This window comes from Patiriisocius sp. Uisw_017 (assembly GCF_047731265.1).
GTDB lineage: Bacteria > Bacteroidota > Bacteroidia > Flavobacteriales > Flavobacteriaceae > Patiriisocius.
Map to the genome: position 1 here is coordinate 493,232 of NZ_CP159835.1, position 22,969 is coordinate 516,200.

The following is a 22,969-nucleotide window of genomic DNA, read 5'->3' on the forward strand; positions in this document are numbered from 1 at the left end:
AACTATGGAAAAACCACCCCCCTTTTCAGTATTAAACAGAGCAGACCAATTAACAAGATTGAAGTCGGAAAAATACGACTTGATTATAATTGGGGGAGGTATAACGGGTGCGGGAATCGCGTTAGATGCAGCCTCACGAGGACTCAAAACCTGTTTGGTAGAAAAAAATGATTTTGCCTCTGGAACAAGTAATAAATCAACGAAGCTTATTCACGGCGGTTTACGGTATCTTAAACAATTTGAAATTGGTTTGGTAAAAGAATCGGGAAGGGAAAGAGCAATAGTTCATAAGTTGGCGCCACATTTAGTAATTCCAGAAAAGATGTTACTGCCACTAACTAAGGAAGGAACTTATGGCGCTTTTCTTACTTCAATAGGCTTAAAGGTTTATGATGTACTAGCAAATGTTGAAGGAGAAGATCGAAGAAAAATGCTAGATAAACAAGAGACCTTGGATCTAGAACCCTTATTATCTGAAGACACTTTACTAGGGGGAGGTTATTATTCAGAATATAGGACAGATGACGCTCGCTTGACTATTGAGCTTTTAAAAATGGCTGGCCATTATGGTGCTCAAGTCATAAATTATTGTAAAATGACCGGTTTCTTATACAGCGAAAAAAACAAAGTAAATGGTATAGAATGCCTAGACCATAATTCTGGCGAACGTTTTACTATCAATTCAAAACGATTGGTTTCGGCAGCGGGTCCTTGGGTGGATTTACTTAGAAAAAAGGATGGACCACTAAATAAAAAACATTTGTACTTAACAAAAGGAGTTCATTTAGTTTTTCCATTTCAGAAATTACCCGTAAAACAATCTATCTATTTTGATGTCCCAGACGGAAGAATGCTTTTTGCCATTCCGCGTGGTCGAGTAACTTATGTCGGGACTACAGACACCCCCTATACTAGCTCTTTAGAGCGTGTGGTTGTAACAAAAGACGACATTAACTATATAATACAAGCTATAAACAACACTTTTAAAACGAGCACCGTTACTGTCAAAGATGTAGCATCTACTTGGGCAGGGTTGCGTCCTTTAATTCACGAAGAATCTACTTCTCCTTCTGAAGTCTCTAGGAAGGACGAAATATTTGTTTCACAAAGAGGACTCATTTCCATTGCGGGAGGAAAATTAACCGGCTACCGAAAGATGGCGCAACGTGTTATTGAAAAAGTTTTGGATACGATGAAAGCTAAAGACAAAACTGATTTAAAAAAATCGATCACAAGGAATATTGCACTTACCATCCCCTCTTTAAATAATGTAGATGAAGTAACTATCTATAAAAAAGAACTCAGCAAAAAGCTTCAGGATATAGGAATAAAAGACGCGTATGAAGTTGATTATTTAGTAACCACCTACGGAAAACAAACAGACCTGATTCTGGACAAGTTGAAAGAATTAACCAACAAAGACCCAAATAAAAAGTTGATACGTGCCGAGCTTTGGTTCTGTATTAATTATGAAATGATGAATAGCCTAACCGATTTTTTTGTTAGAAGAACTGGTAGATTATATTTTAATATTGAAAGTGTTATAACCTATAAAAACCTAATTTTAGAGGACTGCATAAAAACCTTTCAATGGGATAAAAAAAGAATTGAAAATGAAATAGCAACTTTAGATTTACTAATTGAAGATGCCACTACCTTTTATGACGAAGAGGTAAGTTCTTGAAAAAATTTGGTTTGTAAAATAATTTTTTGCTTAGGATTCGAAAAACATCTTTTATGTAGCATCAGTTACCAACAATCATTTCTTACACTATTAATTTTTGATGAAATATTAGTCACATTTCGAAGAGATAAATTTTATACAGTATTTTATTCTTACAATGCCCGCAATGGCGTCAAGGAGAGTTTTTGAAAGCAAATCCATATAATATATCCAATATGAACAAGGTCAGAGAGCGATGTCCTAAATTCGATTTAAAATATCCTGTAGAGCATGGTTTGCACATATTTTTTATGCGTTAGGAATTGCAGCTGTAGCCTATATTATTCTTATCTCTGGATTAGATTTAGCGCCAAAAAGCGTATTAGTAAGTATAATTACTTCCTTATTTAATACAATGCCCTATATTGGAGCAATATCCAAATCAATTTGGTCACATTTATTTTTTAGACACGATACAGAAATCTCGAAAAAAGCAAGTAATGATTCAAGAGCTTAATGAATATTATGGAAAACACACGGGAAATTAAATTGCATCTCGGTTTTATTGAAGTCTTGTAACATCAGATACAAAACTTTGTTACCTAAACCTTATATATTTGTCCCAAAAATAGATAAATAAATGGAGCTAATAGAAATTTTTGGATATGTTGGAGCACTTTTTATAGGCCTTGTATTGGGCTTAATTGGCGGCGGCGGTTCTATCCTTACAGTACCCATTCTTGTATATGCGCTTACACTAAATCCTGTAGTGGCAACTGCATATTCTCTTTTTGTAGTGGGTGCTACCTCATTAGTAGGTGCTATTAAAAATATTATGAAAGGAATGGTAGATTTTAAAACTGCCATTATCTTTGCTATTCCTGCCTTTATCGCAGTATATCTTACAAGAGCCTATTTAATTTCCGCAATTCCAGATGAGCTTTTTACAGTAGGTGATTTTATAGTCACAAAGAACTTGGCCATAATGCTTTTCTTCGCATCTATTATGTTGCTCGCTTCTGCTTCAATGATACGCAACAAACGTAAGGAAATCGAAGAAGATGCAGTAATTACCTATAACTATCCGCTTATAATCATCGAAGGGTTTGTAGTTGGAGTAATTACAGGTATCGTGGGTGCTGGTGGTGGCTTTTTAATTATTCCTGCTTTGGTTTTATTGGCAAAATTACCAATGAAAAAAGCGGTGGCAACTTCGCTATTCATCATTGCAATTAAATCCCTAATTGGCTTTTTAGGTGATGTTCAAAATCTGGATATCGATTGGACTTTCCTATTATCGTTTACATCCATTTCAGTCGTTGGGATATTTATCGGGATTTGGCTCAATAAATTTATTGATGGTAAAAAACTTAAAAAAGCATTTGGTTGGTTTGTTTTGATAATGGGAATATACATCATCTACAAAGAGCTCGCAATGTAACTTTGGTTACTGAAAAGCGAAATATTCTACTTTAGTTTTGTAATTAATTCAGCTAATTTTTTTTTGGACACACCAAAAATAGCAGCGATTATAACAGCTAAATGAATACTATAAAGGCTCCGCCTTGAAAATAAAATATCCCTTTCAAAATGCTTGAGCGAGCTCAAAAAAAAAACACAATAATATAAACATACTCTGGTCGGGATGAAAGATCCCTCAAGGCTCCGCCTTGAAAATAAAATATCCCTTTCAAAATGCTTGAGCGAGCTCAAAAAAAAATACAATAATATAAACATACTCTGGTCGGGATGAAAGATCCCTCAAGGCTCCGCCTTGAAAATAAAATATCCCTTTCAAAATGCTTGAGCGAGCTCAAAAAAAAAATACAATAATATAAACATACTCTGGTCGGGATGAAAGATCCCTCAAGGCTCCGCCTTGAAAATAAAATATCCCTTTCAAAATGCTTGAGCGAGCTCAAAAAAAAAAAACACAATAATATAAACATACTCTGGTCGGGATGAAAGATCCCTCAAGGCTCCGCCTTGAAAATAAAATATCCCTTTCAAAATGCTTGAGCGAGCTCAAAAAAAAAAAACACAATAATATAAACATACTCTGGTCGGGATGAAAGATCCCTCAAGGCTCCGCCTTGAAAATAAAATATCCCTTTCAAAATGCTTGAGCGAGCTCAGACATTTTGAAAGGGATATTCTATTTATTCGTGACCCCGGAGGGATTCAAACCCCCAACCCTCAGAGCCGAAATCTGATGCGCTATTCAATTGCGCCACGAGGCCAGTTATTCCCGCGTGGGCGGGAATCTTTTTAATTAATTACTTAATTTTAATTTTACAATAGTACTAATGGTTTTGCCATCTGCTCTTCCTGCAGCCCTTACATTTACCATTCCCATTACTTTACCCATATCTGCCATAGAACTTGCACCTGTTTGTGCAATTGCATCTTCTACCATTTTGGCTACTTCTTCTTCACTCAATTGTTCTGGCAAGAATTTTTCAATAACCGCAGCTTCTAATAATTCAGGAGTTGCTAGATCTTCTCTGTTTTGTTCTTTATAAATGGCGGCACTATCTTTACGTTGTTTCACTAGTTTTTGCAGCAACTTTATCTCTGCTTCTTCGCTTAATTCTTCTTTGGCACCACTTTCGGTTTGCGCTAATAAGATTGCACTTTTCACACTTCGCAATGCTTGTAAGGCTATCGCATCTTTACTCTTCATTGCCATTTTCATAGCATCCATTATTACCGCAGACAAACTCATGGTATTTATTTTAAATGAACCCCAAAGATACCTCAATTAAAGGGCACAAACCAAATAAACTAACTCGAGCTAAGCCAACGAAGCATTAAAAACACAAAAAGGTAAATACCAAATTCTTAAATATAAAAAAACCCTTCAAAAAATGAAGGGTTCTTAAATATAAATCACTTTTATGATCCGTAACTTTTAGAGTAGGTTAGTCTACATTGTCATGTAAAAAGCTGTTATTGCTTCTTAAATCTATATCATCGTCATCAGTATTTACCGATGTTCTTGACAAATTAGGATTACTTTCATTAGTATCTTCCAGCTCAATTCCTTGTCGTTTATAAGCAGGTTGCCTTTCAATTTCATCAATTTTTGAAGCGCTATTTCTAAACTTGTAATTAAAATCTTTCATCTTACGTTTGCGCTCTTCCGTTCTATCTTTTAACAATTTAGAAATAGGTGTATTCATGGGATCAATTGGCGCATCTTCAGGAATTACATCTTCCTCTTTAGAGGGTATTGTTTTCGTTTCAAAAATGATTGTCTCTTCTGCTATTTCTTTGTTTTGAGCGGGTTTAGCAGTAATCAACTCCTCTTCAACTTCGCTATAATCATCAAGACTATATACTTTCACACCTGCTCTTGTAACTTCATTTACCGGCACTACTTCAAGTGGGTCTTTTACTTCAATATCATCTACAAGATGCCTTGCTATAGGCTCACGTGCTCCACTTCCTTTTATAGAACTTTCAGAAAAAGGCATATCAAAATGAAGCATCCCGTCACTTTCCTTTGTTTCTTCTTTAACTTTGGTAGTATCCTTTATAATAAATTGTTCTGGCTTGGTCACCTCTTCAATTTTATTTCTTGAATTGCGTTGTGGAACTAACTCAAAACTATTTACATCAATCTCATTGATAATTATTTGTTCAAATTCTGCTAAATGATGAATATCAATAGTGGTCGCTTCTACTCCGATATTTTTAATTAATTCTGAAGTCGCTATATACCCTTCAAAAGGCAAGTCATTAGCCGGATCATTGTTTTCTAATGAAGCTGTTTTCTCAGGGAAGAATGATTGTGGTTTAGGCTGTTCTACCCTCGATTCTTCAACTTGAATTGGTTTTGTTTCAACCTCTTCTTCCTCAAACAATGTATGCCTTATAACAGGTGCTTCTTGATTAACCTCTTGCGTTACATCATCAGATGTTAATTCTATTTGTTTTGCAGTCACTTTGGGTGTTAAATCCAGTTCTGCCTTATGCTCATCGCCTAAGGTATGTATGATTTTTTTAGTCTCAGTATTTGTAATATCATGTTGTTGCTCTGCATCAAAACCAGTAGCAATTATTGTAATGGAAATTGACCCTTCTAAAGATTCGTCGTCCCCAACACCCATAATGATATTGGCACTGTGACCCGCTTCTACCTGAATGTGATCACTTATCTCACCTATTTCATCAATAGTAATTTCATCTGCTCCTGAAACAATGAGTAGTAATACATTCTTAGCTCCTGTAATTTTATTGTCATTTAACAAAGGAGAATCTAGTGCTTTACTTATTGCCTCGTAAGCCCGGTTTGTGCCGGTAGCAGTAGCACTTCCCATAATTGCAGTACCACTATTTGACAATACGGTCTTTGCATCACGTAAATCAATATTTTGTGTGTAGTGATGTGTAATAACCTCTGCTATTCCCCGCGCTGCAGTTGCTAAAACTTCATCAGCTTTTGAAAACCCAGCTTTAAACCCTAAGTTACCATAAACCTCCCGTAACTTATTATTATTTATAACCACTAGGCTATCCACATTCTGTCGTAAATTTTCAACTCCAATATGTGCTTGCTCATTTCGTACTTTCCCTTCAAATTGAAAAGGAATGGTAACAATACCCACCGTCAAGATATCCATATCCTTTGCCATACGAGCAATAATTGGAGCTGCTCCCGTACCTGTTCCACCCCCCATTCCTGCGGTAATGAAAATCATCTTAGTATTAGAGGTTAACATGCTTTTTATGTCTGCCATGCTCTCAACAGCAGATTGCTCCCCTATTTTAGGATTAGCACCTGCACCAAGCCCTTCAGTAAGATCCATGCCCAGCTGTATCTTAATAGGTACCGAACTATTTTCCAATGCTTGCGCATCGGTATTGCAAATAACAAAATCCACACCCTTAATGCCTTGACTAAACATGTGGTTAATGGCATTACTACCTCCACCTCCTACGCCTATCACTTTGATGACATTAGATTGATTCTTTGGCAGATCGAACGAGATATTATCAAACTCTGTGTTACTACTCATACTTTTATATTTTGCGAGGTTGACACCGCACTTATTGCGGTGTTATTTTGTGTTTTAAACTATTTATTTTTTTACTTACTGCCACTGCCTTCTGAATACTACTTATTCCGCATTGTCAAGAAACTCCTTGAACTTCTCTGCCCATTTATCAAAAATTCCTTTTCGTTCTCTAGGTTGTTTTATTTTTTCTGCGACATCTGTTTCATTTGAAACCATCTCTTCTAAAGAAGCATCATCTTCATTATCAACAGTAAAAATAGGGGCATCTTCTACCTCCTTACCTATTGCATTGGATCTCGCTTTATTTTCTAAACTATTCATTACAAGTCCTACAGCAGTCGCATACAAAGGACTCGTTGTTTCAGCATCGCTATCTCCAGCAAGATGTTCGTTTGGATAACCAATGCGGGTATCCATTCCTGTTATGTATTCTACCAATTGCTTTAAATGCTTTAATTGAGCGCCACCTCCAGTTAAAACAATACCCGCAATTAATTTCTTCTTTTGCTCTTCATGACCATAATTTTTAATTTCAAGATATGCTTGTTCAACAATCTCAACCACTCTTGCATGAATTATTTTTGAGAGGTTTTTTAATGTAATTTCCTTTGGCTCTCTTCCTCTTAGTCCCGGAATGGAGACAATCTCATTATCTTTATTCTCTCCAGGCCACGCAGAGCCGAATTTAATTTTTAATAACTCCGCTTGCTTTTCAATAATGCTGCATCCCTCTTTAATATCTTCAGTAATAACATTTCCTCCAAATGGAATCACAGCAGTATGCCTTATTATTCCATCTTTAAAAATAGCAAGATCTGTTGTTCCGCCTCCTATATCAATAAGTGCAACTCCAGCTTCTTTCTCTTCTTGGCTCAACACCGCATTTGCCGACGCTAGCGGCTCTAATGTGATTCCGCTAAGCTCCAAACCAGCGCTTTTTACACACCGACCTATATTTTTAATAGACGCTACCTGTCCTACAACTACGTGAAAGTTAGCCTCTAATCTTCCTCCGTACATTCCAATAGGCTCTTTAATTTCTGCTTGACCATCCACCTTAAAGTCTTGCGGCAATACGTGGATAATTTCCTCTCCAGGAAGCATTACCAATTTATGTACTTGGTTACAAAGTGTGTAGATATCATCTTCATCAATCACCTCGTCGCTATCTTTTCTTGTAATATAATCACTGTGCTGCAAACTCCTAATATGCTGTCCTGCAATACCCACAACTACATCTTCAATTTTTATTCCTGAAGAAGTTTCGGCATCTGTAACCGCCTGTTGTATAGACTGTATTGTTTGGGTAATATTATTTACAACCCCACGATGTACTCCAAGACTTTTGGATTTACCAATGCCCAATATTTCCATTTTACCGTATTCGTTTTTCCGTCCGATCATCGCCACAATTTTTGTGGTTCCTATGTCCAGCCCTACCGCAATATTATCTAGTTCCATACTCTTGTTTTTTTGTTGCCACTACTTGATCGCCAAACTGTAAATTGACCGTTTCATAGGTTGTCAACGTACTATCCATTTTTGCTTTTTGGTAAAACGCTTTGTAATTCTGAAATTTCAACGCCACATCTTTTGCCTTCCCAAAAAGCACTTTAAAACTTTGTTTTCGCATTTTCATAGTTACAATACCATCCTTCGAACAATGCAACCCTACCACACTGTGATTCATAAATGGATCTGCTCTCAATTTTAACAAGAGCCGCGTTAGTAATTCAGTATTATTTTTAATTGCACCTGTTACAATTGGCACCCTTGCCGAGTATACCGATGATAATGGCATCTCTTTTCCATCTGCGTCTAGGTAAAAATCTGATTCAGCAACTACACGAGCAATCGGGTCTCGTTGTTCTATTCTCGCTCCCAATGTACCGTCAACCGTAACAAACACTTGTGCCGTCCTAATCAAGTCATTTTTGAGCAGACGCAACTCTATCTCTTTCAAATCTACCTTTTCTTTAGTAATGCCCGTTACACTGCCATGATTTTGTATTAACAATTTATTAACCGAATTTAACGTGACAAAAGGGTCGTTTTCATCTGTGAATTCAACTTCAATTTTATTTAATTTTCGACTTTCATTTCGCTTTTTTGTGAACCCAAAAAGGACAACGATTGAAGTCGTGAGCACTAAAAATTTTATGAGACCCCAGTTAATTTTCATTTTCTAGTGCTTTTGTAATTACTGAAACTTCTGCTCCAATATCTCCTGCGCCCACGAGTAATTTTATGCGACACTGAGATTTTTTAATTTCTGAAAGTAAAACTGATTTTGACACAAGTTTACCAGGTAAAGCGACCTTTTCTAACAACCATTGGGACGTTATTCCTTCAATAGGTTCCTCGCGAGCAGGGTAAATATCAAGCAACAGCACTTCGTCAAACTGACTCAAACTTTCTGCAAAGCCGTCCCCAAAATCTCTTGTTCTACTAAAGAGGTGAGGCTGAAATACAATTAATTTTTCATCTTCCGGATACATCTCTTTTACCGCCTGAAAAAGTGCATTCAGCTCTGTTGGATGATGTGCATAATCATCTATCAACACAAGATTATCACGCCGTATTTTAAAACTAAAACGACGTTGCACTCCCTTAAATGTAGCCAATGCCTCAGGAAGACCATTCACTGGAGTCCCTGCTAAAATTGACATCCCCAATGCCGTAATAGCATTGTGTAAATTGTGATGCCCTGGAAGAAAAAAAGTCAGATTTTCTAATGTTATAGATGGGGTTTTTAGATCGAACACATATCCTCCATTTTCAATACGAACGTTTTGCCCTTCAAATTTAGCGGTCTCGCTAATGGCTACATCTTGGCCTTTTAATGGCAGACCCTTTTTAAACAATAGCTTGGTCCTGTCTTTAACAAGATTTGAAAACTCAATAAACGATTTCTTGATTTCGGCATCACTTTCATAAACATCCAAGTGGTCTGCATCCATTGAAGTAATACAAGCAATATCTGGTGATAAGGTTAAAAACGAACGATCAAACTCATCTGCTTCAACAATAGAAATTTCAGTTCCTCTACTAATAAAATTCGAATTATAATTTTCTGCAATGCCCCCTAAAAATGCAGTGACTGGCATATTACAATGCGCCATGATATGCCCTAAAATAGCAGAGGTTGTTGTTTTTCCATGGGTTCCTGCAACTGCCAAGCATAAGGTGTCTTTTGTTATTTCGCCTAAAAACTTGGCACGTTTAATTACTGTAAAGTTTTCAGAAATGAAATGGTTAAGTAGTTCACTATTTTTAGGAATTGCAGGCGTATAAATCACAAGAGTTTCATCTGCTTTCAATACATTTTTAGGAATTTCCGAAACAGCGTCTTTGTAAACAATATTCATTCCTTCGCAAACCAATTCTTTAGTGAGCAAAGTTTCTGTTTTATCATAACCACAAACATTAACACCTTTTAAGTTAACAAAACGCGCCAATGCACTCATGCCGATACCACCAATACCAACGAAATAGACTGTTTGTATGTTTTTAAGAATATTCATGAAATAGTTTGTATCAATTTTTCAACTTCATCCACAATATCTTTAGTGGCATTAGGTTTTGCTAATTTTTTAATGTTTTCTGAAAGTTGTTTTTGCTTTTCAGTAGTATTAAGTAATTCAAAAATTGTTTTTTCAAATTCGGTATCTGCATCTTTTTCTCTTAATAATATTGCAGCACCTTTACCTGAAATAGACAATGCATTTTTTGTTTGATGGTCCTCAGAAACATTTGGGGAAGGAATGAAAATAACGGGTTTCCCAACCAAACACAATTCTGAAACTGAAAGCGCACCTGCTCTACTAATAATTATATCTGCTGCTGCATAGGCCAAGTCCATCCTATTTAAAAATGGATGTACCTGCACTATTTCAGTTGTTCTATCTGCGTATTTTTCTTGGTATAATTTCCCGCATTGCCATAGCAGCTGCAATCCTTCTTTCTTAATTAAAGGAAGTGCCTTATCTACTAATTGATTTATTTTTCTAGCTCCCAAACTTCCGCCAAGAACCAAAATTGTTTTTTTTGAAGCATCCAATTTAAAGAATTCCATGGCTTCCTTTTTTTTCCCAGAAACATCTAACAAATCTTGTCGTACTGGGTTTCCAGTTTGCACTATTTTGGATTTTGGGAAAAAATTTTCCATCCCATCGTAGGCAGTGCATATCTTTTGAACGTTTTTTGACAGCCATGTATTGGTAATACCTGGATAACTATTTTGCTCTTGTATCAAACACGGGATTCTTTTCATTGCAGCAACTTTTAATACTGCGGCACTGGCATACCCCCCAGTTCCTATGGCAGCATCAGGCTTAAATCTAGCAATGAGCTTTCGAGATTTCATCAAACTACTCACTAACTTTAATGGAAATTTTAAATTTTTAAAGGAAAGATTTCGCTGAATTCCAGAAATCCACAGCCCTTCAATTTTAAATCCCGCTTGTGGAACTTTCTCCATTTCCATGCGATCTTTTGCACCCACAAATAAAAATTCCGAATTCGGATATCGGGATTTTAATTCGTTGGCAATGGCGATGGCAGGATAGATGTGTCCACCCGTTCCGCCGCCAGATATAATGAATTTATATGTTTGCTGTTTGTTGATGATTTTTGTTTTGTCTAATAATTTTTCTAACCCGTCCCCTCTCCTCTACCTTTGGCATCTCCTCCAGGGAGAAGACTACATCGTCTCAGATAGTATATCCAATGGATTCTCCATTCCTTCTAGTTCTTTCTTCTGAACTTCTCTTTTTGCACTTACACTCAGCACCATCCCTAGGGCTAGGCAGGTAACCCATATACTGGTTCCACCACTACTAATTAAGGGTAATGTTTGCCCAGTCACAGGAAATAATTCTACAGCAACTGCCATATTTATTAGGGCCTGAAACACAATGGGTAACCCAACTCCAATCACTAGCAATTTTCCAAACACACTTGTTGCCTTGTGCGCTACAATAACCAATCGAAATAGCAGCAATAAATAGAGACCCATTAATGAAAATGCTCCTACCAATCCAAATTCTTCCACAATGATGGCATATATAAAATCTGAAGAGGACTGCGGCAAAAAGTTTTTCTGAACACTTTTACCGGGCCCCACACCAGTAAATCCACCTGAAGCTATGGCTATTTTCGCTTGTTTTATTTGATAATCTCCTTCTGTATCCTCCCTGTCTGTGAAACTTTCAACACGACTTATCCACGTATCTACTCTATTGTCAAACAGTCCTGGAAATGCTTTTGCCGTAAACACAAAAAGCGTGAGCATTAGCAACCCTGCTCCTAACACTATCCCTAAATATCGCAATGGATATCCACCCATAAAAACCAAGAGCACAACCATTGCAAAAATCATAGCAGTGGTAGAAAAATTAGCAGGAAGTATTAGTGCAAGCACGACAAAAACTGGTAACCACAGAGGAATTAAGCTTTCTTTAAAAGTGATGGTTTTTTCTTTGACTCGAGACAAATATCGAGCAACATACGTCATTAAGACTACACCAGCCAAGGTGGATGTTTGAAATGTAACCCCCACAAAGGGTACCCGAATCCATCGGCTTGCATTGGCTCCATCTATAGTGGTTCCTTGTGCCATGGTAACTAACAATAAAATGACAACCACGGGGAAAGCTATAATAGAAAGCCCTCTAAAATAGTGATACGGTATTTTGTGAACCCCGTATAAAATCGCAAACCCTAATAATAAATGCGCAAAGTGCTTTATTAAAAACTTAAAAGTATTTCCATCCCCATACAGATAAGCAAGATTACTACTTGCACTATATACAGGCATAAATGAGAAAATAGCCAATAGTCCTACTACTGCCCATATGGCTTTATCTCCTTTTATATTCTTAAATACTTCTTTCAAATTAATTTTGATTTACGATGTACTTCTGTTGATGTTCAAGAAATTTTCTAACCCATTGCTTCTAGCTCCTGGCTTTTAGCTCAAAACCTTAAATCTCATACTATAAACTATAAATGCCTCACTGCTTCTTTAAACTGTCTTCCTCTGTCTTCGTAATTAGTAAATAAATCAAAACTTGCGCAGGCCGGGCTTAATAATACGGTATCGTTTCGGTCAGCTAATTTGTAGGCCACTTTTACAGCCTCTTGCATTCCTGCAGTTTCGACTACGATGTCTACAATATTTCCAAAAGCCTGTTTGATTTTTTCATTGTCTACGCCCAGACAGATGATGGCTTTTACCTTCTCATTTACCAAGGCCAATAACTCGGAGTAATCATTTCCTTTGTCAACACCGCCCACAATCCAAACAGTAGGTGTTTGCATACTATCCAAAGCATAAAATGCAGCGTTAACATTGGTCGCTTTACTGTCATTAATGTAGAGCACGTTATTAATTTTAAGCACCTTTTCTAAACGATGTTCTACCCCTTGAAAATTTTCAAGACATTCTCGTATTGTTGCTTTTCTAATTTTTAGCAATGTTGCCACCGTAGAAGCCGCCATTGCGTTTTTTGTGTTATGCTGTCCTTGTAATCCTAAAGTTGTGATAGGCATAGTAAATCTGGTATTATGTATGGTTATTATTAGTTGATTCTGTTTTATATATGCTCCTTGTTCAAATTCTTTCGTTAACGAAAAAGGTATTTTCTGGGCTCTTATCGTGTTGCAATCAAGCCATTTATTAATTTCCTCATCATCCGCATCATAAATAAAATAGTCCTCCTCAGACTGGTTCATTATTATTCTAAATTTTGACGCGATGTATTTATTATAATCATTATCATATCTGTCTAAATGGTCCGGACTCAAATTTGTCAATACCGAAATATGCGGTGCGAAGTCTTCTATTCCGTCTAACTGGAAACTGCTTATTTCTAAAACAAAATTTTCATATTTATCCTGAGAAACCTGCTCAGCAAAGCTCTTTCCTATATTCCCTCCAAGTGCCACACTTAATTCGTCCTTGAGCAATTCATAGGTTAAAGTTGCTGTGGTTGTTTTACCATTGCTTCCAGTAATTCCAACGATGGTAGCATTGGTGTACTTTGCTGCAAATTCAATTTCTGAAATCACAGGAACACCAGCCTTGTTTAGTTCCATAATAATAGGAGCTGAATCCGGAATACCTGGGCTTTTCATTGCCACATCTGCCTTCAATATCTGAGAAACCGAATGACCCCCTTCTTCCCATTTGAACTCATTATGTATAAGAACTTGTTTGTACTTTTCTTTAATTTTTCCAAAATCTGAAACAAACACTTCAAAGCCTTTTTTCTTGCCTAAAATCGCTGTTCCAACACCACTTTCTCCAGCTCCTAATATGATTAATTTCTTTGCCATATTTTCTCGCAAAGACGCACGGGCGTCAAGATATTTATCTAATTTTCAGCGTTACTATAGTTACAATTGCTAGAAAAACCCCAACAATCCAAAACCGTGTTACTATCTTACTTTCGTGAAATCCTGCTTTTTGATAATGATGATGCAATGGTGACATTTTGAAAATACGCCGACCTTCACCAAACTTTTTCTTTGTGTATTTAAACCAACTTACCTGCAGCATTACAGATAATGTTTCCATAAAAAAGATCCCGCAGAGAATGGGTATTAACAATTCTTTTCTAATAATAATAGCGATTACTGCGATGATTCCTCCAATGGTTAAACTCCCGGTATCTCCCATAAATACTTGCGCAGGGTAAGCGTTATACCACAAAAATCCAATAAGAGCCCCTGCAAATGCCATTGTAAATATGGTTACCTCTCCCGTATTAGGTATGTATATAACATTGAGATAATCTGAAAAAACCACGTTCCCTGAAACCCAAGCAAACAAGGCAAGTGTGATCACTATTATGGCAGATGTTCCTGCTGCCAAGCCATCAATGCCATCGGTTAAATTTGCGCCGTTTGATACTGCCGTGACAATAAAAATGACAATTGGAATGAATATAAGCCATACATAATCCTTATAATTATCGCCGGCCCAAGAGATCAAACTTTCATAATTAAATTCATTTTCTTTGACGAAAGGTATGGTCGTTAGTAATGAATTTTCCTCCGGATAAAATTCTCGAGGTAAATTCTGAGTGATTAAATCCGTACTATTTATTGGATTTATTTTTTCTCTTTTTACAGTTACATCTGGATGAAAAACATGATTGCGCCAACAAAAACTCCCAGCCCCACTTGTCCTAAGACTTTGAATTTTCCTGGTAGCCCTGCTTTATCATTTTTAAATTTTTTGAGATAATCATCTATAAACCCAATCACTCCCATCCATAGCGTAGTCACAATAAGCATGATTACATAAATATTCTCTAATTTGGCGAATAATAACACCGGAACTAATGTTGCAATGATAATGATGATTCCTCCCATAGTGGGAGTCCCTGCCTTTTTTTGTTGCCCTTCTAGACCTAAATCTCTAATGGTTTCACCCATCTGTTTTCTTTGCAGAATACGGATGATCCTCTTTCCAAAAAACGTAGCAATTATCAATGAAAATATAACAGCCAATGCCGCTCTAAAAGTGATGAACTGAAATAAGCTCGCCCCTGGCATTTGGTATTCATTTTCTAGAAATTCAAATAGATAGTATAACATATATGCTATTTATTTAGGGCTGTTAATAATTCTGACACAACTTTAAAATCATCAAAATCCGTTCTAAGTCCGTCAATTTCTTGGTAGGTCTCATGTCCTTTCCCTGCAATTAAAATGATGTCATTTTCCTCTGCCATTTGGCAGGCCATTTTTATTGCTTGTCTTCTATTAGAGATTGAAACCGTTTTTTTATAGTACTCAGCGGGCACCCCTTTTTCAATTTGTTGAATGATATCTTCTGGATCTTCCGTTCTTGGATTGTCACTTGTAAAAATCACTTTTGTGCTTAACTGCGCCGCAATACCTCCCATAATAGGACGTTTCTTACTGTCTCGATCACCACCGCAACCCACAACAGTTATAAGAACCTCATTTCCAGTACGTATCTCATTGATCGTCTCTAACACATTTTTTAGTGCATCTGGAGTATGTGCATAATCAACAATCGCTGTTATTTTTGATTTTGAAATTAAGTACTGAAACCTACCATCTATACTTTCTAAGGTACTCACGAACTGAAGCGCCTCCATAGAATCCATACCTAACAATTCAGCTGTGGCATAGATTGCCAATAAGTTGTATGCATTAAAATCGCCAATGAGTTTTACCCACAAATCTTGATTGTTAATCCTCAACAACAAGCCTTGCAATTGATTTTCTAGAATCTGAGCCTTATAATCTGCGTAGCTTTTTAAAGCATATGTATATTTCTTAGCCGCCGTATTTTGAAGCATCAACGCTCCATTTTTATCGTCTATATTAGTAAGAGCAAAAGCAGTTTTTGGCAACTGATCGAAAAACATTTTTTTCACATCGCGGTATTCTTTGAAATCTTTATGATAATCTAAGTGATCGTGTGATAGATTCGTAAAGATGCCGCCAGTAAAATGAAGTCCTTCGGTACGTTTTTGATGGATACCGTGAGAACTCACTTCCATAAAACAGAATTCGATACCAGCTGCAACCATCTCGCGAAGCAATCTATTTATAGTAAGACTATCTGGTGTAGTATGCGTAGCTATTAACTGAGCATTGCCAACCATAATTTTCACGGTTGAAAGCAATCCCGCCTCGTGCCCCGCTTCTTTGAATAAATTATAGAGTAATGTTACAATAGTTGTTTTTCCATTGGTACCCGTTACACCAACTAATTTTATTTCTTGAGAAGGGTTGTCATAAAAATTAGCGGCCATTATGGCAAGTGCCTTTTGGCTATCTGCTACTTGAATATAAGTAATACCATTGACGATTTCTAAAGGTAATTGCTCACAAACAATAGCTATCGCACCCTGTTCTATAGCTTTTTTGATGTATATATGCCCATCAGTCAATGTGCCCTTTACAGCGACAAAAACATCATCTAAACCAACCTTTCGGCTATCAAAAACAAGCTCACGAAGCGCTACAGAGGTATTTCCTACCACCTTCTCCAGTGTTACTTTATACAGTATGTCTCTAACTAAAATCATGATACTATTAGTATTATTTTCGCGCCTTTTTTTACCGTTTCTCCAGGCGCTATGGATTGAGATTTTACCGTACCATTACCCTGAATGCTAACTTTATATCCTAAATTTTCTAATAATGAAACTGCATCCATTCCCGCCATCCCTTTTACATTAGGGAGCATATTCTTTCGGTTTTGAAGGTTACTAAAGTAGCTTTCAAAATCAGTTTCAATTTTAGCATCTTCGATATTAATATCTGAGATTCTTGCTTTAAGCGGATTATCAGTATAAATTTTTTGCGCTATTCTTTTAAACACTGGACCCGTTACGTCAGCGCCATAATATCCTTTTTTCGTACTTGGTTTGTGGATTACAACTATGCAAGAATACTTAGGGTTTTCTGCGGGAAAATAACCTGCAAATGAGGAAACGTATTTACGATCTGTTGACCATTCTGCTGGGTTTGCGTACTCCGTTCTTGCTGTTCCTGTTTTTCCCGCCATCGAGAAATTTTCGGAATACAATTTTTGTCCTGTTCCTCGTTTTACGATGTTTTTAAGAATTTCCTGAACTTGTTTAATGGTACTTTCTGAAGCTATTTTCTGAACCATTACTTCAGTACCAAAATGCTCTATCTCTTCATTCCACGCTCTAATTTCTTTAATAAAGTGGGGCTTTACCATAACACCATCATTAGCAATAGCATTGTAAAACGTGAGAATTTGCAACGGCGTCATACTCAAATTATAGCCGTACGACATAGACGGCAATGCATTGCGACTCCAAAGATTATCGCCCTTTTCATATATCTTTGGCCTGCCTTCTCCTTTGATTGAGATGCCAATTTTTTGATCTAGTTTCCACAATTTCAACTTGTCAGTAAACTTTTTTGGATTGTCTTTGTAAGCGCCATCAATCAAACGTGCAAAACCAATATTTGAAGAAACCTCTAAGGCACGAGCAGCAGATATCTCTCCATAACCACCTCGCTTAGAATCTGAAATACTGCGACCATACATTCTAATACGCCCCTGCTCTGTATCTACGACAGTTGCAGTATCTATGACCTTTTGCTCTAAAGCTGCCATCATCGCAACGACTTTAAAAGTAGAACCAGGCTCACTTGATTCCCCTACCGCGTAGTTTAGTCTTTCGTAGTAACCACCGTTTCGGTTTTTACCAAGATTTGCAACCGCCTTGATTTCACCTGTAGCAACCTCCATTACTATTACACAACCGTGATCTGCTTCATATTCTTCTAACTGTTTTAACAATGCGTGATGAGCAATGTCTTGCATATTTACGTTTATAGTAGAAATAACATCGTACCCATCTTGCGGTTCCACTTCATTTTCATCGTATACTGGTTTCCATCTACCTCTTGATATTTTTTGCTTTAGACGCTTTCCTTCTTTACCACTCAATTTTTCGTGAAACGCACCTTCCAATCCTACTGCGTAGTAACCAGGCCGTGCTTGGTCTTCATTTCCAACTAATCGCTCAGCAATTTTACCCATTGGATGTTCCCGAACGGTCTTTACTTCAGATATAAAACCTCCACGATTTGGACCTTTTTTAAATAAGGGCATTCTTTTTACTCTTATATAATCTGAATAGCCTAAATTCTTTGCAATCAATAAATACCTATTTTTATTGGATCGTGCTTTTCTCAAAATGTTTTGATAATAAGAAGCCGACTTTCCAAACATCTCAGAAAGCTCTTTTGAAAGTGGCACTAAATTTTCTTTGAAATCTTCAGCCTTCACAGTAACCGCATCAAATCTTATCTCATATTTAGGCACACTACTGGCCAATAAGCTGCCATCGTCTGCGTAAACATTACCTCGATTTGCTGGAATAGTAAAGTTACGAGTCGTATTTTTTTGTGCGAGATCACGGTATTTATCGCCATCCACAAACTGAATATTCAATAACTTTATACCAATTAATAGCGCAAAGAAGAACATACCTCCAGCGATGAAATATAAGCGGCTTAATATGTTTTTTTCTTCTGTTGGCACTCGATACTATTTTTTTGTAATGATTATTTTCTGAGGAGGCATATTACTCGGCAACAATCCTCGTTTTACCATTGCCGCGGTAATCTTGCTCTCCATTTTTATTTGTGTTAGCTGCTTACGAACATCCAAATATTCACTTTTCAACTCTTTAACCTCATTACTTAAATGCGCTATACTATGTACTTTTTTATCTGCGGTATGACCACTTCCAATCATTACCAGCGCAAGCAGACTAAGAAAAATGATAAATCGCCAATTTTTGAACGCATCATCATTTACTAGAAATGTTCCTTTTAACAAGCTCTGAATATTTTTTTTCATACTTCGGCTCCGCTCGGTATGCGGCTTGGTTTAAAATCATTTCTATTTACCACCCTGAGCTGAGTTGAGGGGTAATTTTTTCGCAATTCGTAATTTTGCGCTTCTTGCTCTATTATTCTCTTTTATTTCTTCATAGCTTGGAATAATGAACTTCCCTATTGGTTTCAATGGGACTTCCACTCTTCCGAAGACGTCTTTTTCTGGCTCTCCCTCGAACATTCCGTTTCGAATAAACCTTTTAACCAACCTATCTTCTAAACTGTGATAACTTATTAAACTCAACCTTCCGTTAGGCTTTAAGACTTCCACGGTTTGCAACAAAAACTCCTTTAAGGCTTCCAATTCTTGATTTACCTCAATACGTATCGCTTGATAAATTTGAGCAAGTATTTTATTCTCACGATGTTTTGGGAGAAATCTTCCCAAGGCAGTTTGTAATTGGTTGCTAGATTTAATTTTTCCGTCTTTTCTTGCTTCCACTAATATTCTTGCCATACCCGATGCCGCTCTTAATTCTCCATATTGAAAAAGCACATTTTTCAATTGAGACTCACTGTAATTATTTACCACATCATAAGCTGAAAAAGCGCTCTTTTGATTCATTCTCATATCTAAGTCAGCTTCAAAACGAGTCGAAAACCCTCTTTCAGCAACATCAAACTGATGAGAAGAAACACCAAAATCTCCTAAAATTCCATCAACCACCTTAAAACCGTGAAACCTTAAAAAACGTTTGATAAACCTGAAATTCTCATTAATTAATAAAAATCTCGGGTCGTCAATAGCATTTTCAAGCGCATCTGTATCTTGATCAAATGCAATTAGTTTCCCATTAGGACCTAATCTTTTTAGAATTTCACGTGAGTGACCTCCTCCTCCAAAGGTCACATCCACATAGACACCATCTGGTTTTATTTCCAGACCATCCACCGTGGGATTTAATAAAACTGGATTATGATATTCCATTATCTGAATCTGAATCCCCCATTACCTCTTCTGCCAAATCTGCAAAATCAGTAGCGGCGTCATTAATAGCCCGTTCGTATTTACTTTTGTCCCAAATTTCAACAATATCAATCGCTGAAGAAACTACAACTTCTTTAGCAATGCCAGCGAACGACTGTAAATCTTTTGGAATCAACAACCTCCCAGCCGCGTCTAGCTCAACCGTTTTAACCCCTGCCGTAAATCTTCTAATAAAATCGTTGTTTTTACGGCTGAATCGATTCAGCTTGGACATTTTTTCCATCAAAGCATTCCACTCGTTCATTGGGTACAATTCGAGACAGGGCTGAAAAACAGCACGCTTGATCACAAAACCATTAGCACTTACTGGCGCCAACTGTTTTTTCAAAGGCGAAGGCATCATGAGCCTACCCTTAACATCCGCTTTGCATTCGTATGTGCCTATTAAATTGAGCATTAAATTGATAGAAAATTGAGAACGTGCCAATTGGCAGTCAGGTCTGAAATTCAAATATAAAAAGTATTTACCACTTTTTACCACTATTTACCACATTGTTAATAAGTTTTACCACTTGGCAGATAAACAAGAAGGTATCTACTTGTATTTCAGTAAAATAATTATCGTATCACGGTACGATCAACAACGTAATAGTGATAAATTGAGCATCTATTTTGAAGGTAAAATCAATGCTACTTGTTGAATAAAAAAGTGTATTTTTGTTTTTATAACCTAACCCCATTAATGGCCAAAGAATTCAAGAAGGAAGGAAAGTACAACTACCTTGAGGCAGGAGAAGGCACACCCATCATTATCCTTCATGGACTTATGGGAGGCCTTAGTAATTTTGATGGTCTTGTAGATTATTTTCCAGAGAAAGGCTACAAGGTTCTAATTCCAGAATTACCTCTTTTCACCAATCCACTTTTAAAAACCAATGTTCGAAATTTTGCAAAATTTTTAAAGGAGTTTATTATCTATAAAAAATTTGAAAAAGTAATTCTTGTTGGTAATTCTCTAGGGGGACACATAGGGCTGTTGTATGCTAAATACTACCCAGAGTATGTCCAAGCATTAGTTATTATTGGAAGCAGTGGACTGTATGAAAGCGCTATGGGCGATAGCTACCCCAAAAGAGGTGATAAAGAATATATTAGAAGAAAAACAGAGAATGTATTTTATGACCCATCCATTGCAACTCCAGAACTTGTAGAGGAAGTATACAATACCGTAAATGACCGTACTACATTAGTACGGACACTGGCCATTGCTAAAAGTGCAATAAGACACAATATGGGTAAAGATTTGCCTAAAATGAATACACCTACTTGCATTATTTGGGGACGTAATGACAATGTAACTCCTCCCGAAGTAGCGCACGAGTTTCACGAAAAACTACCTGATAGTGATTTATTTTGGATAGATAAATGTGGTCACGCAGCCATGATGGAGCACCCGCAGCAGTTTAATGAAATACTCCATTCTTGGTTAGAAAAGCGAGGGTTTTAATCACCTTCAAATCTCATTTTAAGAATTCGCACTAATATAGAATTCGAAAACACACTTGAATCATATTCTTCTTATGAAAGTAAAATCGGCCACATTTGTAATGAGCAACAGCGAAGTTGCCAAATGCCCCAAAGAAAGACTTCCTGAATATGCTTTTATAGGAAGGAGTAATGTTGGAAAATCATCACTTATCAATATGTTGATGGCTCGAAAAAGTCTTGCTAAAACTTCTGGTCGGCCTGGAAAAACACAACTCATTAATCATTTCATCGTTAACAGCAACTGGTATTTAGTGGACTTACCCGGATATGGCTATGCACGTGTTTCAAAAAAAGCTAAGAAGACGTTTCAAAAATTCATTACCAATTATTTTGAAAAGAGAGAACAATTGGTTTTAGCTTTTGTGCTTATTGATTGCCGTCATGAACCGCAACCAGTCGATATGGATTTTATGCAATACTTAGGCGAAAAAGAGATTCCATTTCATATTGCTTTCACTAAATCTGATAAATTAAGACCGAAAGCACTGGAGCGAAATATTGCGGCATACTCAGAAAAAATGTTGGAGACTTGGGAGGAAATGCCCCCGTATTTTACCACCTCGGCGAGTAATAGCGCAGGTCGCGATGAATTGCTGAATTATATTGAAAACATCAACATAGATTTTCATGCTTCAGCCCCGTAAAAACACAATTAATTTATTGCTCGAAGCGTATCTTCTATAGTCTTAATCAAAGCCTCAATATCGTCTAAAGTATTTAGCTTTTTAGCATCTATAAAAACATACAAGCCGTCATTGTCTTGTGAGAGTATTATTGGAAAATCATATTTTGGCAACCATTTTGACCGGTATTGCTTTAAAAACTCGTCTTTGTGCAAGAATACTAACTCAAGGTTACTTGATTCCCTAAAGGCCGCCCAAGTAGTATTCTCCTTAAAATTTCCGAAGGTAAGCGCACACAAATTACAGCTGTATGTTTCAGGACTAATAATTTTATGCGCCGTTCCCATCAAAGAATTCAACGCACCAGAATTGGCGTTATAAACAAAAATGAGCTTCATTGCGACAAAAAGGCTATTGTTTTCCACTTTTTAACTCTAACTTCTCTGCAAAATAATCACAAAAATCTTTCATTGTTTCTGTCATTTTATCGTCGTTCGTGGCGCGATGAAAGGTATCTGCCATAGCACTTAATGTTTGGTGAAAAAACAATTTCATTTCGTCTAAGGGCATGTCCTTTGTCCAAAGATCGATACGAAGGGATTCTTTGCTTTTATGGTCCCAAACGGAAAGCAACACGGCTTTTGTTTCTTCATTATTTATTCCCCCATCGGTCGCAGTCCAATGTAGTTTTTCTGGAACTTTATTATCGTCGAGTGTTACTGCTATATTTATTTGTGAAGATTTTTGTGACATT

The 22,969-nt window shown here is 36.8% G+C and carries 19 protein-coding genes, 1 tRNA gene and 1 pseudogene; 4 read left to right on the forward strand and 17 right to left on the reverse strand.

Going from position 1 to position 22,969, the window contains the following annotated elements; translation table 11 throughout:
• Nucleotides 1-4 precede the first annotated feature (4 nt).
• Nucleotides 5-1,684 (forward strand): glycerol-3-phosphate dehydrogenase/oxidase, encoded by a 1,680-nt coding sequence (locus ABXT67_RS02265; RefSeq protein WP_415375673.1) that lies wholly within the window; start codon nucleotides 5-7, stop codon nucleotides 1,682-1,684.
• Nucleotides 1,685-2,303: 619 nt separating this feature from the next.
• A complete protein-coding gene (locus tag ABXT67_RS02270) occupies nucleotides 2,304-3,104 on the forward strand; it encodes a sulfite exporter TauE/SafE family protein (RefSeq protein WP_415375674.1) in 801 nt (266 codons plus the stop codon).
• A gap of 725 nt (nucleotides 3,105-3,829) precedes the next feature.
• Here ABXT67_RS02270 and ABXT67_RS02275 read toward each other — a convergent pair.
• The 15 genes and pseudogenes from ABXT67_RS02275 to mraZ all read right to left on the reverse strand — a co-directional run bounded on the left by ABXT67_RS02275 (nucleotide 3,830) and on the right by mraZ (nucleotide 20,501).
• Nucleotides 3,830-3,903 (reverse strand) — tRNA-Arg (locus ABXT67_RS02275).
• A gap of 32 nt (nucleotides 3,904-3,935) precedes the next feature.
• Nucleotides 3,936-4,388, reverse strand: a complete 453-nt coding sequence (locus ABXT67_RS02280) for a GatB/YqeY domain-containing protein (RefSeq protein WP_415375675.1) — start codon at nucleotides 4,386-4,388, stop codon at nucleotides 3,936-3,938.
• Nucleotides 4,389-4,584: 196 nt separating this feature from the next.
• Nucleotides 4,585-6,684 carry a cell division protein FtsZ gene (ftsZ, locus tag ABXT67_RS02285; RefSeq protein ID WP_415375676.1) on the reverse strand — a complete coding sequence of 700 codons (2,100 nt, stop codon included), beginning with the start codon at nucleotides 6,682-6,684 and terminating at the stop codon, nucleotides 4,585-4,587.
• Between the two features lie 102 nt (nucleotides 6,685-6,786).
• Nucleotides 6,787-8,145, reverse strand: coding sequence for a cell division protein FtsA (gene ftsA / locus ABXT67_RS02290; protein WP_415375677.1), 1,359 nt, complete (start codon nucleotides 8,143-8,145; stop codon nucleotides 6,787-6,789).
• Nucleotides 8,132-8,866, reverse strand: coding sequence for a cell division protein FtsQ/DivIB (locus ABXT67_RS02295; RefSeq protein WP_415375678.1), 735 nt, complete (start codon nucleotides 8,864-8,866; stop codon nucleotides 8,132-8,134). The genes ftsA and ABXT67_RS02295 overlap by 14 nt, the downstream gene beginning before the upstream one ends.
• Nucleotides 8,856-10,208, reverse strand: a complete 1,353-nt coding sequence (locus ABXT67_RS02300; protein ID WP_415375679.1) for a UDP-N-acetylmuramate--L-alanine ligase — start codon at nucleotides 10,206-10,208, stop codon at nucleotides 8,856-8,858. Before ABXT67_RS02300 ends, ABXT67_RS02295 begins: the two co-directional genes overlap by 11 nt.
• Nucleotides 10,205-11,311 carry an undecaprenyldiphospho-muramoylpentapeptide beta-N-acetylglucosaminyltransferase gene (murG, locus tag ABXT67_RS02305; RefSeq protein WP_415376901.1) on the reverse strand — a complete coding sequence of 369 codons (1,107 nt, stop codon included), beginning with the start codon at nucleotides 11,309-11,311 and terminating at the stop codon, nucleotides 10,205-10,207. Before murG ends, ABXT67_RS02300 begins: the two co-directional genes overlap by 4 nt.
• A 75-nt stretch (nucleotides 11,312-11,386) precedes the next feature.
• Nucleotides 11,387-12,580, reverse strand: a complete 1,194-nt coding sequence (locus ABXT67_RS02310; RefSeq protein WP_415375680.1) for an FtsW/RodA/SpoVE family cell cycle protein — start codon at nucleotides 12,578-12,580, stop codon at nucleotides 11,387-11,389.
• A 107-nt stretch (nucleotides 12,581-12,687) separates the two neighbouring features.
• Nucleotides 12,688-14,022, reverse strand: a complete 1,335-nt coding sequence (murD, locus tag ABXT67_RS02315; protein ID WP_415375681.1) for a UDP-N-acetylmuramoyl-L-alanine--D-glutamate ligase — start codon at nucleotides 14,020-14,022, stop codon at nucleotides 12,688-12,690.
• 34 nt (nucleotides 14,023-14,056) lie between these two features.
• Nucleotides 14,057-15,288, reverse strand: a pseudogene (gene mraY / locus ABXT67_RS02320) (phospho-N-acetylmuramoyl-pentapeptide-transferase).
• 5 nt (nucleotides 15,289-15,293) lie between these two features.
• A complete protein-coding gene (locus ABXT67_RS02325) occupies nucleotides 15,294-16,757 on the reverse strand; it encodes a UDP-N-acetylmuramoyl-L-alanyl-D-glutamate--2,6-diaminopimelate ligase (protein WP_415375682.1) in 1,464 nt (487 codons plus the stop codon).
• The gene (locus ABXT67_RS02330; RefSeq protein WP_415375683.1) at nucleotides 16,754-18,757 is read right to left on the reverse strand and encodes a penicillin-binding protein; all 2,004 of its coding nucleotides are present in this window, start codon (nucleotides 18,755-18,757) and stop codon (nucleotides 16,754-16,756) included. Before ABXT67_RS02330 ends, ABXT67_RS02325 begins: the two co-directional genes overlap by 4 nt.
• Nucleotides 18,758-18,763: 6 nt before the next feature.
• Nucleotides 18,764-19,078 carry an FtsL-like putative cell division protein gene (locus tag ABXT67_RS02335; protein WP_415375684.1) on the reverse strand — a complete coding sequence of 105 codons (315 nt, stop codon included), beginning with the start codon at nucleotides 19,076-19,078 and terminating at the stop codon, nucleotides 18,764-18,766.
• A gap of 42 nt (nucleotides 19,079-19,120) precedes the next feature.
• Nucleotides 19,121-20,044: a 16S rRNA (cytosine(1402)-N(4))-methyltransferase RsmH gene (rsmH, locus tag ABXT67_RS02340; protein ID WP_415375685.1), complete on the reverse strand. Its 924-nt coding sequence runs from the start codon at nucleotides 20,042-20,044 to the stop codon at nucleotides 19,121-19,123.
• Nucleotides 20,031-20,501: a division/cell wall cluster transcriptional repressor MraZ gene (mraZ, locus tag ABXT67_RS02345; RefSeq protein ID WP_415376902.1), complete on the reverse strand. Its 471-nt coding sequence runs from the start codon at nucleotides 20,499-20,501 to the stop codon at nucleotides 20,031-20,033. Before mraZ ends, rsmH begins: the two co-directional genes overlap by 14 nt.
• Nucleotides 20,502-20,786: 285 nt before the next feature.
• Between mraZ and ABXT67_RS02350 the strand changes: the two genes are divergently transcribed.
• Together ABXT67_RS02350 and yihA are read left to right on the forward strand one after the other, a co-directional pair.
• On the forward strand, nucleotides 20,787-21,551 hold the full coding sequence (locus ABXT67_RS02350; protein ID WP_415375686.1) for an alpha/beta fold hydrolase: 765 nt from the start codon (nucleotides 20,787-20,789) through the stop codon (nucleotides 21,549-21,551).
• 73 nt (nucleotides 21,552-21,624) lie between these two features.
• Nucleotides 21,625-22,236, forward strand: a complete 612-nt coding sequence (yihA, locus tag ABXT67_RS02355) for a ribosome biogenesis GTP-binding protein YihA/YsxC (protein WP_415375687.1) — start codon at nucleotides 21,625-21,627, stop codon at nucleotides 22,234-22,236.
• Nucleotides 22,237-22,244: 8 nt separating this feature from the next.
• Here yihA and ABXT67_RS02360 read toward each other — a convergent pair whose 3' ends face one another.
• Both ABXT67_RS02360 and gldC read right to left on the reverse strand, forming a co-directional pair.
• Nucleotides 22,245-22,640 carry a GTPase gene (locus tag ABXT67_RS02360; RefSeq protein WP_415375688.1) on the reverse strand — a complete coding sequence of 132 codons (396 nt, stop codon included), beginning with the start codon at nucleotides 22,638-22,640 and terminating at the stop codon, nucleotides 22,245-22,247.
• A complete protein-coding gene (gene gldC, locus ABXT67_RS02365; RefSeq protein WP_415375689.1) occupies nucleotides 22,627-22,968 on the reverse strand; it encodes a gliding motility protein GldC in 342 nt (113 codons plus the stop codon). The genes ABXT67_RS02360 and gldC overlap by 14 nt, the downstream gene beginning before the upstream one ends.
• Nucleotide 22,969: the final 1 nt, after the last annotated feature.

Coding starts and splice junctions, on each gene's coding strand:
- ABXT67_RS02265 (WP_415375673.1), top strand. CDS start 5: ATGGAAAAACCACCCCCCTTTTCAGTATTAAACAGAGCAGACCAATTA.
- ABXT67_RS02270 (WP_415375674.1), top strand. CDS start 2,304: ATGGAGCTAATAGAAATTTTTGGATATGTTGGAGCACTTTTTATAGGC.
- ABXT67_RS02280 (WP_415375675.1), bottom strand. CDS start 4,388: ATGAGTTTGTCTGCGGTAATAATGGATGCTATGAAAATGGCAATGAAG.
- ftsZ (WP_415375676.1), bottom strand. CDS start 6,684: ATGAGTAGTAACACAGAGTTTGATAATATCTCGTTCGATCTGCCAAAG.
- ftsA (WP_415375677.1), bottom strand. CDS start 8,145: ATGGAACTAGATAATATTGCGGTAGGGCTGGACATAGGAACCACAAAA.
- ABXT67_RS02295 (WP_415375678.1), bottom strand. CDS start 8,866: ATGAAAATTAACTGGGGTCTCATAAAATTTTTAGTGCTCACGACTTCA.
- ABXT67_RS02300 (WP_415375679.1), bottom strand. CDS start 10,208: ATGAATATTCTTAAAAACATACAAACAGTCTATTTCGTTGGTATTGGT.
- murD (WP_415375681.1), bottom strand. CDS start 14,022: ATGGCAAAGAAATTAATCATATTAGGAGCTGGAGAAAGTGGTGTTGGA.
- ABXT67_RS02325 (WP_415375682.1), bottom strand. CDS start 16,757: ATGATTTTAGTTAGAGACATACTGTATAAAGTAACACTGGAGAAGGTG.
- ABXT67_RS02335 (WP_415375684.1), bottom strand. CDS start 19,078: ATGAAAAAAAATATTCAGAGCTTGTTAAAAGGAACATTTCTAGTAAAT.
- rsmH (WP_415375685.1), bottom strand. CDS start 20,044: ATGGAATATCATAATCCAGTTTTATTAAATCCCACGGTGGATGGTCTG.
- mraZ (WP_415376902.1), bottom strand. CDS start 20,501: ATGCTCAATTTAATAGGCACATACGAATGCAAAGCGGATGTTAAGGGT.
- ABXT67_RS02350 (WP_415375686.1), top strand. CDS start 20,787: ATGGCCAAAGAATTCAAGAAGGAAGGAAAGTACAACTACCTTGAGGCA.
- yihA (WP_415375687.1), top strand. CDS start 21,625: ATGAAAGTAAAATCGGCCACATTTGTAATGAGCAACAGCGAAGTTGCC.
- gldC (WP_415375689.1), bottom strand. CDS start 22,968: ATGTCACAAAAATCTTCACAAATAAATATAGCAGTAACACTCGACGAT.